Consider the following 19,939-nt stretch of genomic DNA (forward strand, 5'->3'; position numbering starts at 1 on the left):
CTATAATATGCTCTCATCTGTTAGTTTTTTAGATGCATAATTGGCGCCAAGGACGAAGATGAGTCCCACTACCGCCTGGAATAAACCGACGACGGTCGCCAGCGTATATTCGCCAGACTGGATACCGACGCGGTAAACGAAGGTGCTGAGCACATCCGAATATTCGCGAACGGCCAAATTGCCTATAATATACGGCCGTTCAAAGCCTATCGTAATCATATTGCCTAGATTGATAATGAGCAGCGTGACAATAGTCGTTTTGAGGCCCGGAAGGGTAATATGCCAAATCCGTTTGAAGCGCCCTGCTCCATCAACCTCCGCCGCCTCAAACAGCTCGCGGTTAATGCCCGTCAAAGCGGCTAAATATAAAATCGTGCCCCAGCCTGCGCTTTGCCACACGCCGGTTGCCAAATACGTCACAAGCCAATCCTTTTTATCCGTCAGAAACGGAATCGCATCAAAGCCAAGCGAGCTTAATAAATTGTTAATCATGCCGGATTGCGTGCCAAATACTTGATAAACAATGCCGCCTATAATGACCCATGAGATGAAATGGGGAATATACAAAATCGTTTGCGATATTTTTTTGAACCAAACCCATTTTGCTTCATATAGCATGATTGCTAAAATTAATGGAGCCGGGAAGGAGACGATTAAATCCAAAATATTCAGCATTAACGTATTGCGAAGCGTCAAATAAAAATCCTTCATTTTGAAAACTTCTACAAAAGCATCAAATCCAATCCATTCACTGCCCGAAATGCCTTGAAACAGGTTGAAATCCTTGAATGCGATTTGCACGCCCCACATCGGTCCATATTTGAACACTAGAAAATAAAGGAGCGGGAGTGAAATCAGCGCGTAAAGCTGCCAATACCTGCGAAAATAAATGTTTGTGCTCAATGTTGTTCGCCCCTTCTTTCTTTCATTTACAGTTGGCGCAGAGGGAGCCCCGCCTATATCGGTTCAGTTCGGCTCCCCACTGTCCTCCTGTCTTTTACTTGCTTGCTAGTTTGCTAACTAGCTAGTAGCTTGCCTGCCTAGCCTATCAACTCAAACGTACGCTGCTTTACTTCGCTTCTGTGTAAGCTTTCGTACGCTCGTCCATCACTTCCTTGCCGCCACGGGACATATAATCTTCCAATGCCGTATCAAAGGTGCTGTCGAATTTATCTGGAGAAGCCATCGTTGTTTTTACGATCAATTCATCAAGCTTGCTTTCAAGCGAAGTGCCGTATTTCGTTTTGCTCTCAATCGGGCGGGCAAATTTGACCGGCGCGATCGTATCCGTATCGGCAAATTCCATCGATTGGCGGACGCCTTCTTGATATTTCGTTGGCATCCCGTAAATAAAGGCTTCTTTATTTTTCTCGTCATCGCCTGCGATTCTGCCATTAGCTACGATGACGATATCGCCGAGGTTATAAATTCGGTCTTTCGCTTCCTGCGACGCATTTTCAAGCACCACTGGAATGCCATCCTTCAGCTCGTAGTTTTCGCCTACAACGCCGTTTTGCATATCGATTAGAACATTGGTCGAAGACATCCAATCCAAATATTTAACCGCTTCAGCAGCATGCTTGCTTGACTTAGGAATCATGATGTACAGGCCATTGGAAGCATATTCCGGCTTTGCATGCAGTCCTTCCGCATTCGTATACGGATCAATTGGAGCGAGAACTGCTTTCGGGTTGTTCGCCTGCAGGTTCTCATACGCCGCATCGTTATAATAAATGTTGTCGTAGTCATCGCTGAACATGCCGATTTTGCCGCTTTGAATATCCTGTGTGAGCTGCTTCTTATCTTGATCCAGCCCAAAATCCTTGCTCATCAGCCCTTCGTTATACAGCTTGTTCATAAAGCGCAAGCCTTCCTTGAAGCCTGGGAGCACCGGCAAATAATCGCGGTTGGCCAGCTGCTCATCCGTTGTCAGGCTGTTTTGCGGCTGTACGAATGACCACAGCAATGGCTCCAACTGCCCAGGCTCAATGGTCATGCCGAGCGGAATGACGCTGCCTCCCGTTTGGCCCGGGTCCTTCTCTTTAAACGCTTTAAGCGTTTCGTAAAGCTCGTCTGTCGTCGCCGGCATCGGCATGCCCAGCGCATCCAGCCAATCTTGGCGAATCCATGAGGAATATCTAGCCGTTATCGTTCTTTTGCCCGGAATGGCAAATTGTTTGCCTTCTACTTGTCCATACTCCAGCGTATCGTCGCCTAGAAACGTCTTAAGGTTTTGTCCATGCTCATTTAATAAGTCCGTCAAATCAGTGAGACCGCCTTGCTCGGCATACCGTTCGAATGTCGCTTGATCATACGTAAATACGATATCCGGCACATCATCGCCGCTTGCCATCAGCACATTCAGCTTGGCAATTTCCTCTGAACGGGGAATCGGCACGAATTGAACATCAATGCTGCTCGTTTTGCTGAAGTTGTCCTTCACGTAACGAGTTAAGTAGCTGTCTGTAATCGTATAGCCCTGCGGCGTATTGCCGCGGTCAAAAATTTCTACTTTTAATGAAGAAGCTGCGCCACCGCCTGCGTTCGAGCTTGAGCTTGCGCTAGGTGTTTCTCCGCCTCCGTTCGAACAGCCCGTAACCAATACAGTTAATGCGAACGTACCCGCCATCCATTTTCTGACCGCCATTTTACTTTTGCTACGCTTCATTTGTTCACAGCCCCTTTTTGTTTGGTTTGCCTCGCCTGCTGAGGTAAGCTTTCCTAACCTCTCGTTGACGATGCCGCTTGTGGAGATGAGCCAAGTATGACACGATGACAGGAAATCTGACAATAAACAGAATTCCACCTCAAAAAATAGGTGGAAAATCGTCGCAAGCCCCGTATTTCCACTGATGTGACGCTATTCCTGTAAACATACCTTTTTCCGATTCGCTTGAATTGGCCATCCAAGGTGAAACGGCTGTCGCCATCCTCTGGCGGTGCGGCGTGTTTCAGTCCGAGAAATATAAGCCTATTTATACGTGTGAAACTTATACATTCTTATATTTAAAAAAGGCCCCCGAATTTGTTCGGGAGCCGCCTTGCAGCTAAAGCTTATTCATTTGCATGATCTGGCTTCATTTCGTATTTTCTATAGTCTCCCGGCGTCACACCGACTATTCTTTTAAACACACGTCCGAAGGTGACGGCATTCGCATAGCCGACCTGCAAGGCGATTTGCTGGATCACCTCATCGGTTTGGCTCAGCAAATTTTGGGCATGCACAATGCGCAGCTGCGCCAAAAAATCAACGAATTTTGTATGAAACTCTTCCTTGAACAAATGGCTCGCATATTTCGCCGACACTTGAAACCGATCGCTCAATATGGTGAGGGACAGATCGGGATTCGTATAATGATCTTCAATGTAAGCTTTCATCTCACTAATCATCGCCCGATAGCTTTTATTTTCATTAGTCGACACATATACTCGGTAAACCTCATTCATCATTTCCAGCAGCAAAGCTTCCATCTCGGGCAGCCGTTTCGTTTTATCCAGCTCTGCCCGCCACAGCTGCGCCTGCTGTCCGACGAAATAATCTTTCAGATTGTCAGAGAGGTCCATCAGCTCTCTGCCCAGCATTTGGCGCAGCCAATGGATGAGCATGCGAATGTCATGATCCGCAAGCAGCTCAGAGCCGACCATTTGAAACAGCGTATGCACCTGCTCCCGCCATTCCTGATTGGTCAAGCGAAACATTTTCACAATGCCAGCCATGATCGGGAAATATTTATAAGACTCCATATGCGGCTGCAGCGGCACATCCGAGCCAAACACCATTTCATTTTCACCCAGTGACAATACATATTGCAGCGCCGATCCGGCCGATTGGTAGGATTCCTTTAAGCTTAAGGCGCTATCCAAATTCGCCACAATGCCGATACCGAACTTCATTGTCAGCTCGAATTGGTTCGCGGCCCACTGGTGTGAGCTCCTGACGGCTAATCGCAGCCTGTCTTTGAAAGCTTCTTCATCATCTTCTGCTTCCTCTGCGGCACCACTTGTAAAAATAATGCCCAACTGGCTGCTGCTTATCCATTCCGCCCAGCTGTCCAGCTCCCTTTCCCGTGCCAGCTCCTGAACAAGGTTCATAAGCGTCAAACGGAACGTTTGCTGATCCTGATGGGAGAAATCGCCGTAGGAGGCATCAAAATCATGCATTTCCGCAATGACGACCGCAGCATGCACCGCATGCTCCGACGCTTGCAGCACGGCTAAAGAGCGGCATTTTTCAACCCTATCCCCTTGAGCATTGCCTTCGATTAAATCGATAAAAAACTGCCGCCTGCGTATAAGCAGATTCTCATGATGCTGCATCTCATAATCTGCGGTCTGCTGAATAAGCTGCTCCAGCGCGTGGTCAATTAACGCCAGCTCGTCCCTGGTCGTGACATCTGCGGAGCGCGCGGGAAGCGCCTGAATACGGCTCATCATCACCTGAATGGGCTTATAGTTTTTGCGCGTAATATAAATGATATAGAGGACGGCTAGCAATAAGGTAGCCAGGCCAATAATAATCCATACATAAGAAATGACGGATACCCATGCAAACAGCTGCCCCGCGCGCAAGCCGCTGCTGAACGTCCAGCCCAGCTTTGGAGATACTAGCGTCGTTAACACCGTACCCTTCTCGTCGATACTTCCCGTTCCTAAATTGCCTTTCGGAAAAATAGTTTGGCCCTGCTTCCCCGTCACATGAAAAAAGGAAACGTTGCTGCGCGTCATATCATCAATCATCCGGCCTATCGGATAAGCACCCAAATTAATGACCAAAACCCCCTCCTCGCCGAACGGAAGCGGCAATCGCTTATGCATGCTGATTACTTCCTCCGGCTTGTCGGATTCCAGCAGCTTAAAGGAGCGAATTTGCGACCAGCCCTGAAAAGCTGGTTCATCCAGCGCCTGCTCCAAATAAGCGCGATCAGCAAACACCTCTTGCGTCGTAAACCCATATTTACTAACGATTCGCTGATCGGACAGACGGTATATATACATGGAATCCAGCAGCTCATTGTTGCTTTCCATGACCCATAGCTTTTTGGCGAGCTCCATAAATTCAGGACTGCCCTTCTCCACATCGCCCGCAAGAAATTGTCCGTAAATCGGATCATTTTCCATTTGGCGCAAAATTTCCATCTCTACTTGATTGAGCGCTCTGTCCAGACTATCGACGACATAGGAAGTGGAAATGCGGCCCGCCTTCTCGGTTTCATTCCGTGAAATCTCATTCACAATAAGGAAGGAGAGAAAAATGACGATAGATATCGTTAAAATAAAAATCGGAAAATACGAAAATAGCAATCTGCGATACCAATTTTTTGACATATGCCTCACTCCAAATCTGACAGCATCGAAATTGCCATGCGATTATTCCTTACAAACGCCCTGTTAATGGCAGCTTTTCTAACATTGTATCAGATATATCGAGAAAACAAAGCTTAATTCAAAAAAAGATGGCAGGAAAACCCTTACATTTGCAATGTAAGGGCTATATAAATGGACAAAGAAAAACGGGAATGCCTCGGAGCATCGGTCAGCCCCTCACATTCCCTTGTAGTCGTACCGCTTACTATATAAAACGCAATAGCCTCTTCAGCGTTGTCATTAAACCATAAAAATGTGGTGATTTTTTTGCATGGATGGCTGCTCTTTTAATTGAATCAATACTTTTCACATCGCAAATACGCCATACCTTGTACTACCTACACCCATAATCCAAACAATCCTTCATTCACGCCTAGGTTGTACATATAATACAAACCAAATACAGCGCTAACGACGCCGGTTGCCCCGATTAGAACGCGATTCAGCTTAAAGCGGCTGGAAGAAAGAATAAACGGAATGCTAATGAAGGTAGTAAAGCATAACATGCCGATTACCGTACCAACGCCAAATACGACGATATAGATCAGCCCTTCGCTAATACTATTTACGGTGCTCATCGTCAAAACGACCATCGCTCCGCTGCCAGCGAGGCCATGAATGAAGCCAATCAGCAAAGATTTACGATAGGAGCCGTGAAAATGCTGACTATCCTTCGCACCCGCAATCGCACGCCTGTTTCTAAGCGAAATCATCGTATTTACGCCCAGCACAACGATCATGACACCAACAAGAAATTCTAGCGACATCGCCCATTTTTCCGTCATCTCGCTTCTCATGGCCATGAGGATAAACCCGACAATAAACAGCGTCAGCGAATGCCCGATTCCCCAAAACACGCCGGAAAAGGCGGACTTAACAATATGCTTGCTTTTAATCGCAATTGTGGATACCGCAATGACATGATCCGGCTCAAGCGCATGCTTGATGCCCAGCAGAAACCCGATAGCCAGTACAGAGAGTATACCTGCATCCATTTCATAACCCCCTGTTTTTAATTTCTATTTCCACTACTTGCGCAGCTGAAAAGCATCCTTACCTAACAGCAGCGGGCGCAGCTCGCTCCAAATGACATGGAACAGCGCCTCAAGCTCTGCTCCGCTATTGCCAAGGCAGCGCACGACTAGGCCATTCGCCTCCAAGAGCGACACCCCGCCGTATATCTCCTGCCCTAATCTACTACTATTTGACGGCTTCACATTCGAATAACTGTCCAGTATACGCCGCACCGCATCCACATGCTCTGCTGTAATCTTTTCAGACAAAAACCAAAAATTCCCAAAATGAGAATAACCCCCAAGCACCGATTGGGGCGGAAACTTCGGAGGCTCCAGCCTTAATGGGTCCCATACGACAAGCCGATCCTCCCAATACACCGCCAGCTCGCTGTGCAGCATCTCGTATTCAAACGTTTCTCCGTAACCCGCACGGCCAGGCGTAATGATCTCACTCATCAAAAGCTGTGCCCCCCGCTGCAGACGAACTACCGTATTCCCCTTATAACGGACATCCTTATAAGGAACGAGCGGCCCTGGAAAATACTCCAGTACAGCATCTTTCCCGACTCGAAAAAGATTGTTCTGTCCGCTCGTCGCCTCGCCCATTCCCGGATGCAGCTTGCACGAAGACTGTGTCGTAAGCAGCAGATGTGCGTTCTCCCCTACTAGGCAATCCAGCTCCTGAACATCCCCGCCGAACAGGCCGGGAGATGATTCCATTAAATAAATAATCATCTCGCCGGATGGCCCTTTGAACGGGCGGGTAATTTTCAGCGGTGCTTGATGAGCCGAATAGCTTAAAACATTTTTTCCATTAATATAGTCAATTTCACCCTGCCATCGGCTATGCATGGTCGTGATGATGCTCGTGATGGTGGTGATGAGTATGGCTATGCTTTAGGGCTGGGCAAGCTGCGATAATCCATTCCACGACTTTAGCGGCACTTTCTTCGCTTTTGAGATTGGTCATTACAAATGGACGGTCCCCGCGCATCCGCTTGGAATCCTCGCTCATCACCTCAAGGCTAGCGCCAACATAGGGGGCGAGATCGATTTTATTAATGACGAGCAGATCGGAGCGGGTAATGCCCGGCCCGCCTTTGCGCGGAATTTTTTCGCCTTGGGCAACATCAATGATGTAGATAAACATATCAACCAGCTCTGGGCTGAATGCTGCCGCCAAATTGTCGCCGCCGCTTTCAATGAACAGCAGATCCAGGTCGCTAAAACGCTGCTCTAGATCCTCGACCGCCTCCATATTCATCGATACATCCTCGCGCACAGCGGTATGCGGGCAACCCCCTGTCTCCACTCCAATGATGCGCTCCTGCGGCAAAACGCCTGTTTTGGTCAAAATGACCGCATCCTCTTTCGTATAAATATCATTAGTAATTATGCCGATGCTGTAGTCCGGATACATGATTTCGCTGATTTTCTCCAGCAGCGCTGTTTTCCCCGAGCCGACAGGACCGCCTACTCCGATACGAAGCGCTCTTCCTCCTTGAAACGGCGTGCTGTTCCAGCTGTCATGGGCATGGCTATGATTTGCTCCTCCACACATATGCTCATCTCTCCTTCATCTTTTTTAATTGCCAACGCGACGGCTAGCTTCATCCACCATTAAGACATAAACAAGCGGGAATACAGACTTTCATGGCGCATAGCTGCAATTTCCTGCATGACGTTCGCGGTATACATCTGGCTTGGCAAAAGCGGCTCCGCTGTTATCGCCGCCGCCTCGCGCTCCAGAAGCGGAAACAAGGCGGTCATTATTTTTTGACCATCGGTCTGGCCCAGGCTCCACATTCGAATTAAATTTTGCAGCATGCTGTTAACCGTCTGATATAAAAAGCTGAGCACCGCCATATGAGGCGTCAGCTGCAAAAACGCGCAAATCCAGCCATGAACGATCGCCGCGTTCGCGTCCCCGCGCTCATGCTTGATCCAAGCCGCATAATCGCCCAGCAGCGATTCGGGGTATACCGCCTGCACGGTATGCAAATACCGTTTTCCGATTTTGCTTGCCCCTTCTCTGGACTCCCGCGCCAGGCGCGTGCCCGTCATCCTGCGCGATAAATCCAGCAGCTTCGACTTTATCTTTTCCTGCTCCTGCTTCTCAGACTGCTGCCTGGACTGCTGCAAGTAGGCCGGCACCCAAATGGCGCTCCAATACACGCCAGCGCCTTCAATAGGGGCAACGGTGCCTTGAATATAACCTTCCATCCATGTTAAAAAATCGGGAATAGTTCGAATTCGCTCCTCCTGCACATACGTTTCTAGGCCGAAGGAATGGGAAAATGCCCCTGTCGGAAAAGCTGAGTCTACTAATTGTGCCACTTGCAAAAAAGACATCATCCTTGGCTTCTCCCTCCAAGCGAGCTTCTAAAATAAGTAGTACCGCTGCGCCATCGGAAGCACGCTCAGCGGCTCACAGATCGCCTGCTCGCCATCGACCAGCACCTCGTACGTATCTGGATTAACGGTAATTTCCGGCGTTAAGTTATTAAGCAGCATGTCGCGCTTGCCAATCGTGCGGCAGCCCGATACCGGCAGCACCTGCTTCCCAAGGCCCAACTGCTGCTTAATTCCAGCTTCAGCTGCTGCTTTCGATACGAAGGTAATACAGCTGCTGTATTTCGCCTTGCCATGCGCTCCGAACATGAGCCGACCGATTTTGGGCTCCGGCGTTGGAATCGAGGCATTAGGATCACCCATGATTGCGAAGGCAGGCATGCCGCCCTTCAGCACCAGCTCAGGCTTCGTCCCGAAAAATGCCGGCTTCCACAAGACGAGATCCGCCCATTTTCCCGCTTCTACCGAGCCTACATATTTCGAAATGCCATGGGCAACGGCTGGATTTATCGTATATTTAGCTACAAAACGCTTTACCCTGCTGTTGTCGTTGGCACTCGCCTCTCCCGCTTTGCCATCCTCGCCAGCCCCACCATCTCCAGCCAATGGGCCGCGCTGGCGTTTCATTTTATCGGCCGTCTGCCATGTACGGGAAATGACCTCTCCCACTCGGCCCATCGCCTGTGAATCAGAGCTAATAATGCTAAGCGCCCCCAAATCATGCAAAATATCTTCCGCTGCAATCGTTTCAGGACGTATGCGTGAGTCAGCGAAAGCGACATCCTCGGGGATGTTGCGATCAAGATGATGGCAAACCATCAGCATATCCAAATGCTCTTCTATTGTATTAATCGTAAAAGGCTTTGTTGGATTCGTTGAAGACGGAATGACGTTCGAATGCCCTGCGAGTGTAATAATATCCGGCGCATGGCCGCCACCCGCCCCTTCGGTATGGTACGTATGAATCGTCCGTCCATTAATGGCTTTAATCGTCTCTTCCACAAAGCCCGCTTCATTCAGCGTATCGGTATGAATCGCTACCTGGACGTCCATTTCATCCGCGACCGTGAGCGCCGCGTCGATAACAGCTGGCGTTGAGCCCCAATCCTCATGAATTTTAAGGCCAATCGCCCCTGCCGCTACTTGCTCGCGCAGCGTCTCCAGGCCGGATGAGTTGCCTTTGCCAAGAAAACCGATATTCATCGGGTATTCCTCAGCCGCCTCCAGCATGCGATGAATATGCCAGCTGCCCGGTGTACAGGTCGTTGCTTTCGTTCCCTCTGCAGGCCCCGTTCCTCCGCCAATCATCGTCGTTACACCTGAAGACAGCGCCGTTTCGATTTGCTGCGGGCAAATAAAATGAATATGCGTATCGATTCCACCCGCAGTAATAAGCTTCCCTTCTCCGGCAATGACCTCTGTGGAAGCGCCTACGATGAGCTCAGGATGAACGCCCTCCATCGTATCTGGGTTGCCCGCCTTACCAATAGCGATGATTTTCCCATCCTTAATGCCAATATCACCCTTCACAATACCGACGTAATCAATAATGACGGCATTGGTAATGACCGTATCGAGCACATTCTCATCCCGAGTACGAAAGGCTGACTGCCCCATGCCATCCCGCAGCACCTTGCCTCCGCCGAACTTGCATTCATCACCATAATGGGCATAATCGCGTTCAATTTCTATAAACAGCTCTGTATCAGCGAGCCTCACTCGATCGCCTATCGTCGGCCCAAACATGCTGATATAGGCTTCTCTAGAAATCGGCAAGCCCACCTGTTTATCCTCACCCTCAGTACTTAACGGCGAGGCCGCTCCGCCATAAGCTACGAGCTGAACCGGCTTTTCCTCGCCTGGCTCGAAGCGCACAGCCGTTCCAGATGGAATATTGAGGCGGAAGCCTTCTGCTGCGGCACGGTCAAAATCCAGCTTAGGATTTACTTGTGCAAATGGAAAATGCGACCCTACTTGAATCGGCCGATCACCACGATTCATTACTAGTACGTCTCTTACTATGCGACCTGTATTTTGCCAAACGACATTCTGCTTCGGAACTACCTCGCCGGGAATCATTGTTCACTCCCCTTCCTTCGCGGAACAATGGGGTCATGAATCGTAACTAGCTTCGTTCCATCTGGAAAAGTGGCCTCGACCTGCACCTCATGAACCATCGACGAGATACCCTCCATCACATCTTCCTCAGCAAGAATGGTACGCCCGTAACTCATAAGCTCAGCTACCGTCTTCCCGTCCCTTGCCCCTTCCATAATCTCATAAGTAATAATGGCAACGGCTTCGGGATAATTAAGACGCAGGCCGCGAGCTTGCCTTCTCCGTGCCAAATCGGCTGCCAGCACGATAAACAGCTTTTCCTTCTCTCTCTCCAGCAAATACATAGCTACACTCCTTTATAGCGTCATCTTCCCATGTTGTATAAACTACATAGACCTTGTCATATATACTAACATGAAAACCCTTATTTTTGGATATTTTGAACAAAAAAATAAATATTGCGTCCGAAAGCCAGCCAGCCTCATATAAAAAAAGCCTCCAGTCCCGCGAGATCCGTGGTTCTGAAAGCTTCTTATGCGCCATCTAATTCACCTCAGTGAAGGCCACCGTACTGCTGTTAACATTTAACTTAAAGTTTAGCATTTTGCTCCAATTGGACACGAATGCCTTCACGATCGATTTGAATCCAATATTCAACGATTTTTCCAGCTTCAACCCGATAAACCGCACTTGCGATTTCAACAATCGGTTTTCCTGTCGGCACAAAACCGTCTATCTCGCCCAAATGGGTGCCCACCTGCTTCCAGCGCACGTAAACCTGGTCATCCTGTACTAAAAATTGTTCAACGGTTAATGTAAACTCCCCATATATATGCATCATTTCGCGGACATGAGCTGCATAATCCGCTGGCGACCGCTCTACCGTCACTTCCTTTTCCGATTTAACCTGATGGGCCAATACGCGTTCCGCCATTACTCCATGTACCGCTTCAAGCTCCTTACCTGAACGGACCTTTTCAAAAAATTCACGTACAACCTGCGCAGCCGACATCCTCATCCCTCTTCCCCTACTGGCTATGAATCTAGCAAGCTCAATATCATATTCATGCTATTGTCAACAAAAGAACGATCAGACACAACCAGCGTTTGGGCCAATCCCTTGGCGTTGATATTGGAATCAAGCTCGCCCGTACTAACGCCTCGTTCAATCGTCTCCTCAAAAATAACAGAGAGATACATCTGATGCTCTCTCGTCAAAATTTCGAATTTCTCATCATGAGGGGACAGCTCCACCGTCGTATTGAAGCAAAAGCACCCACACTCGGGCCATAGCAACCTCCAATTTAATAACGATCGGTATACTATTATTTTAAAATCGAATAGGCATATTGTCAATGTATAAGCATTCAAACCTTGACAAGCGTACGGGTTTAAAATTATAGTAATCAAGCATAATTATGTACTGATAAGTATTTTATACTAGGCAAGGAAAAGCCCTCACAAAACCGAATGCATGAAGGAATTATTTTTGATGATGAAAAAAAGAACACCGTCTGTGACAGCCTATCGTACTGGCAGCTGCTGCGCTCTGTACTCACCTTATTTGCGGAAGAACGGGTGCTTCGCGTCCGTGCCGTGCTAGCGCTGCTCATTTTTGCCGCCTTCAGCATATTGTGGACGTCTTTGGTACTGCCGCTTAGTGCTCCGCCCTTCTCACTTTCGCACACCGCTATTGGCGCCTTCGGTCTAGCCGGCGCGGCCGGAGCTTTAGCCGCAGCGAGAGCAGGACGGCTTGCTGACCGCGGCTTTGGCCAACGAACAACAGGCATCGCGCTTGCGCTGCTGCTTATTTCCTGGCTGGCCATTCGTTATGGCGACCAATCTCTTTTTCCATTAATAATAGGTATTATCTTGCTGGATTTAGCCGTACAGGCCGTACATGTCACCAATCAGAGCATGATCCTCAGCATTCGACCGGAGGCGCGAAGCAGACTGACTGCCGGTTATATGGTATTTTATTCCATAGGCAGCGCAGCCGGCTCTATTGCTTCTACTAGCATTTACGCTTATGCAGGCTGGGGCGGTGTATGCTGGCTAGGGGCAGGCGTTAGCGCCATAGCACTCCTTTTTTGGGCGGCAACCCGGTTGCCGTAATCTGCTGCTTAGCTCTCCCTTTTTTTCAACGACGTTTCCGCCAATTGTATTGGGGTTTCCATTGCTTTAGGCCGTTATCCCCTTAGCTCAGAAAAAAATATCGGCGCACCATTTGGCACAACGCTTCTGAGCTGAGGGGATAACTTAGCAAAGCGCAAAAAAACAGCATCAGCATTTCGCATGAATGATACAATTGCGGCGGAAAGACGCACAACGAAATCAGTATGAATTCTAAATACATAGAAATAGCTGATGTGCACAAGCTAATAATTCCCCAGGAAATAAAGGAAAATATTACGGCTATCGTAAGAAGCTTGCGAGTGCCTTTAAACATCTTGAAAAACTCAGTTTTCCCAGTGATTAACTTCAAATTCTCACCCGGGTCATCATGAACGCAACCACTCCTGGAATAATCAGCAGCATATGAGCCACATAGGGGCTGCGTTACGATTGGTGCAAACTGGGCAGGCACACCGGGACGGTTGCAACTCTATCCATTGCGTTCGCGGAATTTCACCACTAAACAGAGACCCGATGTTTATTTATCCGAATCTCCGCCAGATGATCCGCTGCACGGAAAGAAGGGATTTGCTGCTCTTTCGATATTTCAAAAATACGCTGGAGCTGGCTGTAAATTCCCTCTACCTTGCTCAGCACTCGCTCCCTGTTATAGCCATACAATTCGTCAGCGACATTCATTAAGCCGCCGGAGTTGACGACGTAGTCTGGAGCATATAATATGCCTTGGGCCGCGAGCTGATCGCCATGCTTTTCTTCCTTCAGCTGATTATTGGCAGCACCAGCAACCACCTTCGCCTTAAGCAGCGGAAGCGTATCATCATTAATAATTCCACCCATCGCGCATGGAGCAAAAATATCGCATTCGACGCCATAAATATCATCCACGCCGACCATTATTGCCCCAAACTCAAGCACAACGCGCTCTGCATTTGCTTGCACGACATCGGTCACAATCAGCTTTGCGCCCGCTTCATGCAAATAGCGGCATAAATGATAGGCAACGCTGCCTACACCCTGTACCGCAATCGTTTTTCCCTTTAGATCAGTTGACCCGAAAACCTCAAGGGCGGCGGCTCTGATGCTGTGAAATACACCTAGTGCCGTAAAAGGCGAAGGATTACCTCCACTTCCAAACTTTGGCGATACTCCCGTAACGAATTTCGTCTTCTCACGAATAAAATCCATATCCGCCACAGTCGTCCCTACATCCTCCGCCGTGATGTATCGGCCGTTCAATGTCCCAATGAATCGTCCAAACGCATGAAACAGCTCCTCGCTTTTATCCGTCATGGGGTTGCCGATAATGACCGCCTTGCCTCCTCCCAGATTAAGCCCTGCAACGGACGATTTATAGGTCATGCCTCGCGCAAGCCGGACGACATCGTGGACGGCGGCCTCCTCCGTTGCATAGGGATGCATGCGAGTACCGCCAAGCGCTGGTCCAAGCGTCGTATCATGAATAGCGATAATCGCCTTTAAGCCCGATTTGTGATCATAACCAAAAACGAGCTGCTCCATCCCATATTGCTCCAACCGCTCAAAATACAAAACACCCACTCCTATCTCCATTCAAATAATGTCAGATATAATAACACTATAATCATCCATGAGGTTCATAAAGGCTTTAATCGTTTTAGAATATCCCTCTCGATAATCTATTCTTTAAAGCTATGATTTGACTCATCAGCTTGCCTAGCCAACCAGGCAAGTTTTACTAGACGGTTTGCCTTCGATGGATCGCCCTTATAGATGGGCTGCAAACAAAAACAGCCTTATTTTCTCGGCGACCCAGAACCGTAATCGTTCTGGGCGCGAGCAAATAAGGCTGTTTAGACAAGCGACTACATCCTATTCCTCTTTTATTTTTGAAAAGGAATTAATTTACGCACCTGCTCGTTCCGCAGCCAAATGCCACCCCAAGCAAGCACAGCAAGATATACTGGAAATAATGTGTTGCTCAGCAATGGGGCATCCAAACGCAGATGCGTCGCGATAACCCCGCCGAAATAACCGGTCAGCAGCACAACGCCGAGGAACGACGTACGCGGCAGCGCATATAAAATCGTGGAAATGAGCGCAAGCACGCCCAAAATGACAATATGATGCTCCTGAAACCCGAGCTCGAGTGTTGATTCCACTACAACCGCAGGCTTAATCAGCTTCATAATGCCATCAAACAGCATAAACAAAATAACCAAACCGCTCATGATCCATGATGTCCAAAGCCGTCCTTTTGAAGTGCGAGCATACATCGATAGTTCCCCCTACGTTTATGAAAATATTGTACCACATCTGCTACGGCAAGCGGAAAATTCGCGGCAGCGCGGGTAAAAGCCTGTCCCTTGTAATGGGATCATCGAAATTCCATTTGGCTTCCGTTACATAAACCCGGCTGCTGTCCAACGACTGCCAATACGCGCTTTTTGTAATGCGCGCCGCCTCGGTTCTAGATCGCTCGCTCTCCCCTACTAATAAGAATAGGCGGTCAGCATGATATTCACTCATTTGCTCCAGAGCAATCGCTTGGAAAAGAATTCCCGCTTCAATTAATTGCCTTACTTTGTCTGCTGGTTCAAATGCCATCGGATGGTAAAGCGTCAAGGCGATGCCCCTCATGCCCATGACATACAAATCACCATCTACTAGGACAAAAATAGCAGCCGTTTCCCTTTCCTTCGTATATAAAGCCAAATGCCGCCACATCTCCCCGGCTTTGCGCTCATAATGTTCAATCCATTGCTTGGCCTGCTCTTCCTTCCCGAACAGCTCCGCCACCTGCATGAGCCGGTCATAGGTTGGCTGCAAGCGATCAATCGATACGGTAGATGCTATTTTGGACAGCTCCTCCATTCGATCCTGCCGGAAGCTGCTGTAGAGAATCAAATCCGGGCATAGCGCCTTCACCTTGCCGAGCTCCCCCAGCAAGCCAATATCTGAAATATTTTTCAGCTCATTGCGATAAACGACCTTTCGGCCAATAACCGTCATGTCTGCTCCTACTGGCCTAATGCCCAGAGAAAGCAAATCGCCAAGTACATAACCAACTACAACGATTCGTGAAAAAGGGCTAACGTCCTGCTTAATCGTCGGATGGCTGACGCCGCGAGTTTTGGCATATTGCTTCGGAGTCAGCCCCATGGCATGCCGGAACCTGCGGGCAAAATAATATTCATCCTTGAACCCTGCCTGGCGGGCAATTTCACGTAAAGGATCATTGGTCAGCAGCAGCAGTTCCTTCGCCCGATTCAAACGAAGCTCCGTCAAATAATCGAGCGGCTTTTTGCCAGTTAACGTTTGGAACAATGCGCTATATTGCCAGCGGGCTACACCGGACATTTTCGACAGCTGCTCCACGGTTATCTCCTCACGGTAATGCTCTACCATATAAGCGATGCTTTCCTGAACGGCCAGCTTAGCATCCGATGAGGAACGTGAAGCTGCCACATGCTCCATCAGCAACACAAGAAGCTCCTGCAGCCTAATCTGCTGCTTGAATTGGTCCACTTGCTTGCAGCTTTGATGATTTGCAGCTCCCTCAGCAGCTTGCTCCAGCAAATCAACGAGCCGCGCCATTGCAGTCACATCAATTCTCGTCTCATAGGGCAAGGTTAAGCCTATTTCTTGCGCTGGTTCCCGTTCTCCTACTCGATAAGCATCGAAAGCAATCACATATACCGCTCCCCGATGATCGCCTGGCTCACTTCCTTCCACTTGCGCCTTTGCCCCAGGAGCAAGAAGAAAGCACGCCCCTTTTTCGGCATAAATAGAATGGCCCTCCAGATGGAGCTTGCCCCCGCTTTGCGCAAAAGCAATGAGGCGATGTCCTTCGCTTTCTAATGTATGAATCGATCGGTCAATTGCACAATCTACTATGTTAACAGACGTAAGAATATACAAGTAAGGCAGCGATAGGGAAGCTGATGTTTCATCAGGTTTTAACAAGGGATGTTCATCCATCGGCGTGCTCCCTTCTCATCATAATTGTATTAGTATATCGGAATATAACTGGGCTATCAAGAAACATCCGCGCCCGCTCTTCATTTTGTCCAATAAAAAAACAGACATTTCTCTATTGCTAGCCAAGTGAAGAATCCTTAGTATTATTGAACGTAATAATCATTCTCAATAGATGAAAAGGGGTACCTGCAAAGATGTCCAGAATAAAAAGAAATACCACCCTGCAGACGATTTCCGTTCTGTTCGTATTAGTCATGCTCGCAATAGGATGCTCGCAGCAAGAGGCGGCCTCTAATGGCAACGAGGCGGGAACAAGCACAGCCGCCCCGCAGGAACAAGCGATTACCGTTGCTTGGCTAAGAGATATAGGTCCGCTTAATCCTCATGTCTACTATCCATCGCAACTCTTTGCCCAGTCCATGCTCTATGAGCCATTGGTCAGCTACAACGAAGGCGGAGAGCTTAAACCGCTGCTGGCTGAGTCATGGGTCATTTCAACCGATGGCAAGGAATATACGTTCAAGCTCCGCCAAGATGTTAAATTCGCGGATGGAACGCCGTTTAACGCAGCCATTGTCCAGAAAAACTTTGATGCAATCATGCTTAACAAAAGCGTCCACAGCTGGATTGGACTCGTCAAAGTGCTTGAAAAAACGGAATCTGTCGATGAATTTACGTTTAAAATAACGCTGACCTCTCCCTACTATCCAACCTTGCAGGATTTGGCGATTGTGCGGCCTTTCCGTTTTCTCGCCGAAGCCGGGTTCCCGGATGACGGAGATACGACGAAAGATATCAAGCAGCCGATCGGCACCGGACCTTGGCAGCTCGCTGATTATAAGAAAGATGAATATGCGGTTTTCACCAGAAATCCGAATTACTGGGGAGAAATGCCGAAGCTCGACAAAATAACAGTCAAAATTATACCGGATGGTGAAACACGGGTTCTCGCTTTCGAGAAAGGCGAGCTGGATCTGATTTTTGGCGAGGGCGCAATCAGTATGGACGCTTTCCAGCAATTAAAGGATTCAGGCAAATATGAGACTGGGCTATCCGAGCCTGTTGGCACAAGAAGCCTGCTGCTCAATACGCTAAACGACAAGCTGGCTGACCACCGGGTGCGCCTTGCGCTTCAGCAAGGCTTTGACAAAGCAACCATGGTAGATGGCGTAACGGGTGGCGTTGAGGAAGCTGCCAACAACATTTTATCCAAAAACTATCCTTATTCCAATATCGACTTTGAGCCTATCGGTTACGATGTGGCGAAAGCAAATGCCTATTTGGATGAAGCCGGGTGGAAGCTCGAAGCTGGTAAAACGGTAAGGGAAAAAGACGGCCAGCAGCTCGAGCTTGAGTTAATGTACGATAAGGGCGATCTGATTCAGAAAGCGATGGCCGAAACGATTCAATCCGGGTGGGCCGAAATTGGAGTCAAGCTGAACCTCAATGCTGTTGAACTCGCGATGATTCCTCAGCGCTTGCGGGAAGGCACCTTTGACATCCACTTCTGGTTCAATTATGGCGTGCCTTATGATCCGCATACGCTTATTAATTCAGTCAGGGAGCCGGGCTTCGGTATATCGGAAGCACATAGCAGCCTCCCCATGAAGGCGGAACTGGATCAGCAAATTGTCACCGCACTCGCTTCCACGGACGAAGCGGAACGCCAGCAGTTGTATACATCCATTTTAAAAACATTGAATGAACAGTCGGTTATTTTGCCAATCTCTTATATTAAACAAACCGTCGTTTACCAGAAAAACTTGAAAAACTTCAAATTTCCCGCCAGTCGTTGGGATCATCCTTTTGAAGGGCTCGAACTGAATCTGTAAAATGGGCAAAAGCATAGCTGTATCCGTATCCCCGCCTTTTATGCGGCTTTATATTGTTACCTTTTTATTTTTCAGCGCGAATCCGATTATTAATATCGTTGTTCCGCTGCGCGGGAAAGCCGAAGGAGCAAGCAATGCCGAAATTGGCATGATGATGGGCGCTTATATGCTTACCAGCATGCTGCTTCGGCCTTGGGCCGGCAATGTGGTCGCCCGCTTTGGCCCACAGTTTGTGCTGCGTTTATTATTGCTCGCAAACTTTATTATTTTGGCATTGTACGCGCTTCTCGGTCTGGAATGGTATTTTCTGCTGCGTGCGCTGCAGGGCGTGACGACCGCCTTTTTTTCCTTGGCGCTGCAAATGGGTATTGTCGATACGCTGCCTGAAAAGGAGCGTTCGCAAGGACTGTCGCTGTATTTGTTAGCTGGCATGCTGCCAACCGTTGTCCTGCCTATGGCTGCCCTTTATTTATGGAATTGGGGCGAACTGTACTCTTTCGCAGCTGTCCTGCTTATTATTGGCGTTACAGCAGGCTTTGTGGGGTATAGTTCCCCCCTTCCTTCCCGCTTGGGCAGTTCTAGCACTGGTGTGAAGACAAGCTCTACACTGGCGCAGCTTAACCAATTATGGAGCAATCGGGCTTTTCTCGTGTGCAGCTCGGCCATGCTCATTGCTTCTATTGGCTTCGGTGCTGTCGTAACCTTTATTGCCCTGTATACGAAGCAAAGTGGGGTCGGCGATGCCGGCATTTATCTCATGATTCAGGCTGGCATCATCGTCATTTCCCGCTTTGCACTGCGGACAAAGCTGCCCTCCGATGGCAAGTGGCCTGCGGGCTTAACGATTAGTTTGCTGTTGTGTATGACGATAGGTACCGAGCTGCTAGCCTTGTCCATCCATTGGGGAGCCGCCTATATGTATGTGGCAGCCGGATTAATCGGGCTTGGCATGGCTCTGCTTTATCCAACCTTAATGACCTATTTGACCTTTGTGCTGCCAGCCGCCTCCCGAAATACGCTCATTGGCTTATTTATCGCCATGTCCGACCTCGGCGTTGTGCTCGGCAACATGGCGATGGGGCCAGTCGCCGATCATTTATCCTACTCCGTTATGTACAGCATTTGCGCCTTATTATTGCTTTCCGCTGTTGCGGTTGTACGCATAAGCGGCCGCCGCTTGAAATCGGAATTCCACTAATATATACACGAAAAAAAGCTCATTGA

At 48.7% G+C, this 19,939-nt stretch carries 15 protein-coding genes and 2 pseudogenes; 3 read left to right on the forward strand and 14 right to left on the reverse strand.

Going from position 1 to position 19,939, the window contains the following annotated elements; translation table 11 throughout:
• The 11 genes and pseudogenes from ASF12_RS04185 to ASF12_RS04235 all read right to left on the reverse strand — a co-directional run.
• On the reverse strand, nucleotides 1-903 hold the full coding sequence (locus tag ASF12_RS04185; protein WP_056029930.1) for an ABC transporter permease: 903 nt from the start codon (nucleotides 901-903) through the stop codon (nucleotides 1-3).
• A 166-nt stretch (nucleotides 904-1,069) separates the two neighbouring features.
• Nucleotides 1,070-2,668 carry an extracellular solute-binding protein gene (locus tag ASF12_RS04190; protein ID WP_056029933.1) on the reverse strand — a complete coding sequence of 533 codons (1,599 nt, stop codon included), beginning with the start codon at nucleotides 2,666-2,668 and terminating at the stop codon, nucleotides 1,070-1,072.
• 386 nt (nucleotides 2,669-3,054) lie between these two features.
• Complete coding sequence (locus ASF12_RS04195; protein WP_056029936.1) at nucleotides 3,055-5,325, reverse strand: helix-turn-helix transcriptional regulator; 2,271 nt, start codon at nucleotides 5,323-5,325, stop codon at nucleotides 3,055-3,057.
• A 377-nt stretch (nucleotides 5,326-5,702) separates the two neighbouring features.
• Nucleotides 5,703-6,359 carry an urease accessory protein UreH gene (locus ASF12_RS04200; protein WP_056029939.1) on the reverse strand — a complete coding sequence of 219 codons (657 nt, stop codon included), beginning with the start codon at nucleotides 6,357-6,359 and terminating at the stop codon, nucleotides 5,703-5,705.
• Nucleotides 6,360-6,392: 33 nt separating this feature from the next.
• On the reverse strand, nucleotides 6,393-7,232 hold the full coding sequence (locus tag ASF12_RS04205; protein ID WP_056029942.1) for an urease accessory protein UreD: 840 nt from the start codon (nucleotides 7,230-7,232) through the stop codon (nucleotides 6,393-6,395).
• Nucleotides 7,225-7,941 carry an urease accessory protein UreG gene (gene ureG, locus ASF12_RS04210; protein WP_081418599.1) on the reverse strand — a complete coding sequence of 239 codons (717 nt, stop codon included), beginning with the start codon at nucleotides 7,939-7,941 and terminating at the stop codon, nucleotides 7,225-7,227. The genes ASF12_RS04205 and ureG overlap by 8 nt, the downstream gene beginning before the upstream one ends.
• A 59-nt stretch (nucleotides 7,942-8,000) precedes the next feature.
• Nucleotides 8,001-8,735: an urease accessory protein UreF gene (locus ASF12_RS04215; protein ID WP_056029945.1), complete on the reverse strand. Its 735-nt coding sequence runs from the start codon at nucleotides 8,733-8,735 to the stop codon at nucleotides 8,001-8,003.
• Nucleotides 8,736-8,762: 27 nt separating this feature from the next.
• Complete coding sequence (gene ureC, locus ASF12_RS04220) at nucleotides 8,763-10,811, reverse strand: urease subunit alpha (RefSeq protein ID WP_081418600.1); 2,049 nt, start codon at nucleotides 10,809-10,811, stop codon at nucleotides 8,763-8,765.
• The gene (locus ASF12_RS04225) at nucleotides 10,808-11,134 is read right to left on the reverse strand and encodes an urease subunit gamma (RefSeq protein WP_056029948.1); all 327 of its coding nucleotides are present in this window, start codon (nucleotides 11,132-11,134) and stop codon (nucleotides 10,808-10,810) included. Before ASF12_RS04225 ends, ureC begins: the two co-directional genes overlap by 4 nt.
• A 245-nt stretch (nucleotides 11,135-11,379) precedes the next feature.
• On the reverse strand, nucleotides 11,380-11,802 hold the full coding sequence (locus tag ASF12_RS04230; protein ID WP_056029951.1) for an ester cyclase: 423 nt from the start codon (nucleotides 11,800-11,802) through the stop codon (nucleotides 11,380-11,382).
• 23 nt (nucleotides 11,803-11,825) lie between these two features.
• Nucleotides 11,826-12,077 (reverse strand): annotated as a pseudogene (locus ASF12_RS04235) (TetR family transcriptional regulator C-terminal domain-containing protein); the annotation flags it as partial.
• A 234-nt stretch (nucleotides 12,078-12,311) separates the two neighbouring features.
• Here ASF12_RS04235 and ASF12_RS04240 point away from each other — a divergent pair.
• Nucleotides 12,312-12,905, forward strand: a pseudogene (locus ASF12_RS04240) (MFS transporter); the annotation flags it as partial.
• Between the two features lie 519 nt (nucleotides 12,906-13,424).
• Here ASF12_RS04240 and ASF12_RS04245 read toward each other — a convergent pair.
• The 3 genes from ASF12_RS04245 to ASF12_RS04255 all read right to left on the reverse strand — a co-directional run bounded on the left by ASF12_RS04245 (nucleotide 13,425) and on the right by ASF12_RS04255 (nucleotide 16,883).
• A complete protein-coding gene (locus tag ASF12_RS04245) occupies nucleotides 13,425-14,444 on the reverse strand; it encodes a Leu/Phe/Val dehydrogenase (RefSeq protein ID WP_442952513.1) in 1,020 nt (339 codons plus the stop codon).
• Nucleotides 14,445-14,785: 341 nt separating this feature from the next.
• Nucleotides 14,786-15,178, reverse strand: coding sequence for a DoxX family protein (locus ASF12_RS04250; RefSeq protein ID WP_056029960.1), 393 nt, complete (start codon nucleotides 15,176-15,178; stop codon nucleotides 14,786-14,788).
• Between the two features lie 43 nt (nucleotides 15,179-15,221).
• Nucleotides 15,222-16,883, reverse strand: a complete 1,662-nt coding sequence (locus ASF12_RS04255; RefSeq protein WP_056029963.1) for an AraC family transcriptional regulator — start codon at nucleotides 16,881-16,883, stop codon at nucleotides 15,222-15,224.
• A gap of 194 nt (nucleotides 16,884-17,077) precedes the next feature.
• Between ASF12_RS04255 and nikA the strand changes: the two genes are divergently transcribed.
• Both nikA and cntE read left to right on the forward strand, forming a co-directional pair.
• Entirely contained in the window at nucleotides 17,078-18,715 is a 1,638-nt protein-coding gene (nikA, locus tag ASF12_RS04260; protein WP_056029966.1) for a nickel ABC transporter substrate-binding protein, read from the forward strand.
• 1 nt (nucleotide 18,716) lies between these two features.
• Nucleotides 18,717-19,913, forward strand: a complete 1,197-nt coding sequence (cntE, locus tag ASF12_RS04265; RefSeq protein ID WP_056029969.1) for a staphylopine family metallophore export MFS transporter CntE — start codon at nucleotides 18,717-18,719, stop codon at nucleotides 19,911-19,913.
• Nucleotides 19,914-19,939 lie beyond the last annotated feature (26 nt).

The organism is Paenibacillus sp. Leaf72 (assembly GCF_001422685.1).
Taxonomy (GTDB): Bacteria; Bacillota; Bacilli; order Paenibacillales; family Paenibacillaceae; genus Pristimantibacillus.

Bases quoted from the DNA above. Each gene is read 5' to 3' on its own strand.
- ASF12_RS04190 (WP_056029933.1), bottom strand. From the start codon at position 2,668: ATGAAGCGTAGCAAAAGTAAAATGGCGGTCAGAAAATGGATGGCGGGT.
- ASF12_RS04195 (WP_056029936.1), bottom strand. From the start codon at position 5,325: ATGTCAAAAAATTGGTATCGCAGATTGCTATTTTCGTATTTTCCGATT.
- ASF12_RS04200 (WP_056029939.1), bottom strand. From the start codon at position 6,359: ATGGATGCAGGTATACTCTCTGTACTGGCTATCGGGTTTCTGCTGGGC.
- ASF12_RS04205 (WP_056029942.1), bottom strand. From the start codon at position 7,232: ATGCATAGCCGATGGCAGGGTGAAATTGACTATATTAATGGAAAAAAT.
- ureG (WP_081418599.1), bottom strand. From the start codon at position 7,941: ATGTGTGGAGGAGCAAATCATAGCCATGCCCATGACAGCTGGAACAGC.
- ASF12_RS04215 (WP_056029945.1), bottom strand. From the start codon at position 8,735: ATGATGTCTTTTTTGCAAGTGGCACAATTAGTAGACTCAGCTTTTCCG.
- ureC (WP_081418600.1), bottom strand. From the start codon at position 10,811: ATGATTCCCGGCGAGGTAGTTCCGAAGCAGAATGTCGTTTGGCAAAAT.
- ASF12_RS04225 (WP_056029948.1), bottom strand. From the start codon at position 11,134: ATGTATTTGCTGGAGAGAGAGAAGGAAAAGCTGTTTATCGTGCTGGCA.
- ASF12_RS04230 (WP_056029951.1), bottom strand. From the start codon at position 11,802: ATGTCGGCTGCGCAGGTTGTACGTGAATTTTTTGAAAAGGTCCGTTCA.
- ASF12_RS04245 (WP_442952513.1), bottom strand. From the start codon at position 14,444: ATGGAGCAGCTCGTTTTTGGTTATGATCACAAATCGGGCTTAAAGGCG.
- ASF12_RS04250 (WP_056029960.1), bottom strand. From the start codon at position 15,178: ATGTATGCTCGCACTTCAAAAGGACGGCTTTGGACATCATGGATCATG.
- ASF12_RS04255 (WP_056029963.1), bottom strand. From the start codon at position 16,883: ATGGATGAACATCCCTTGTTAAAACCTGATGAAACATCAGCTTCCCTA.
- nikA (WP_056029966.1), top strand. From the start codon at position 17,078: ATGTCCAGAATAAAAAGAAATACCACCCTGCAGACGATTTCCGTTCTG.
- cntE (WP_056029969.1), top strand. From the start codon at position 18,717: ATGGGCAAAAGCATAGCTGTATCCGTATCCCCGCCTTTTATGCGGCTT.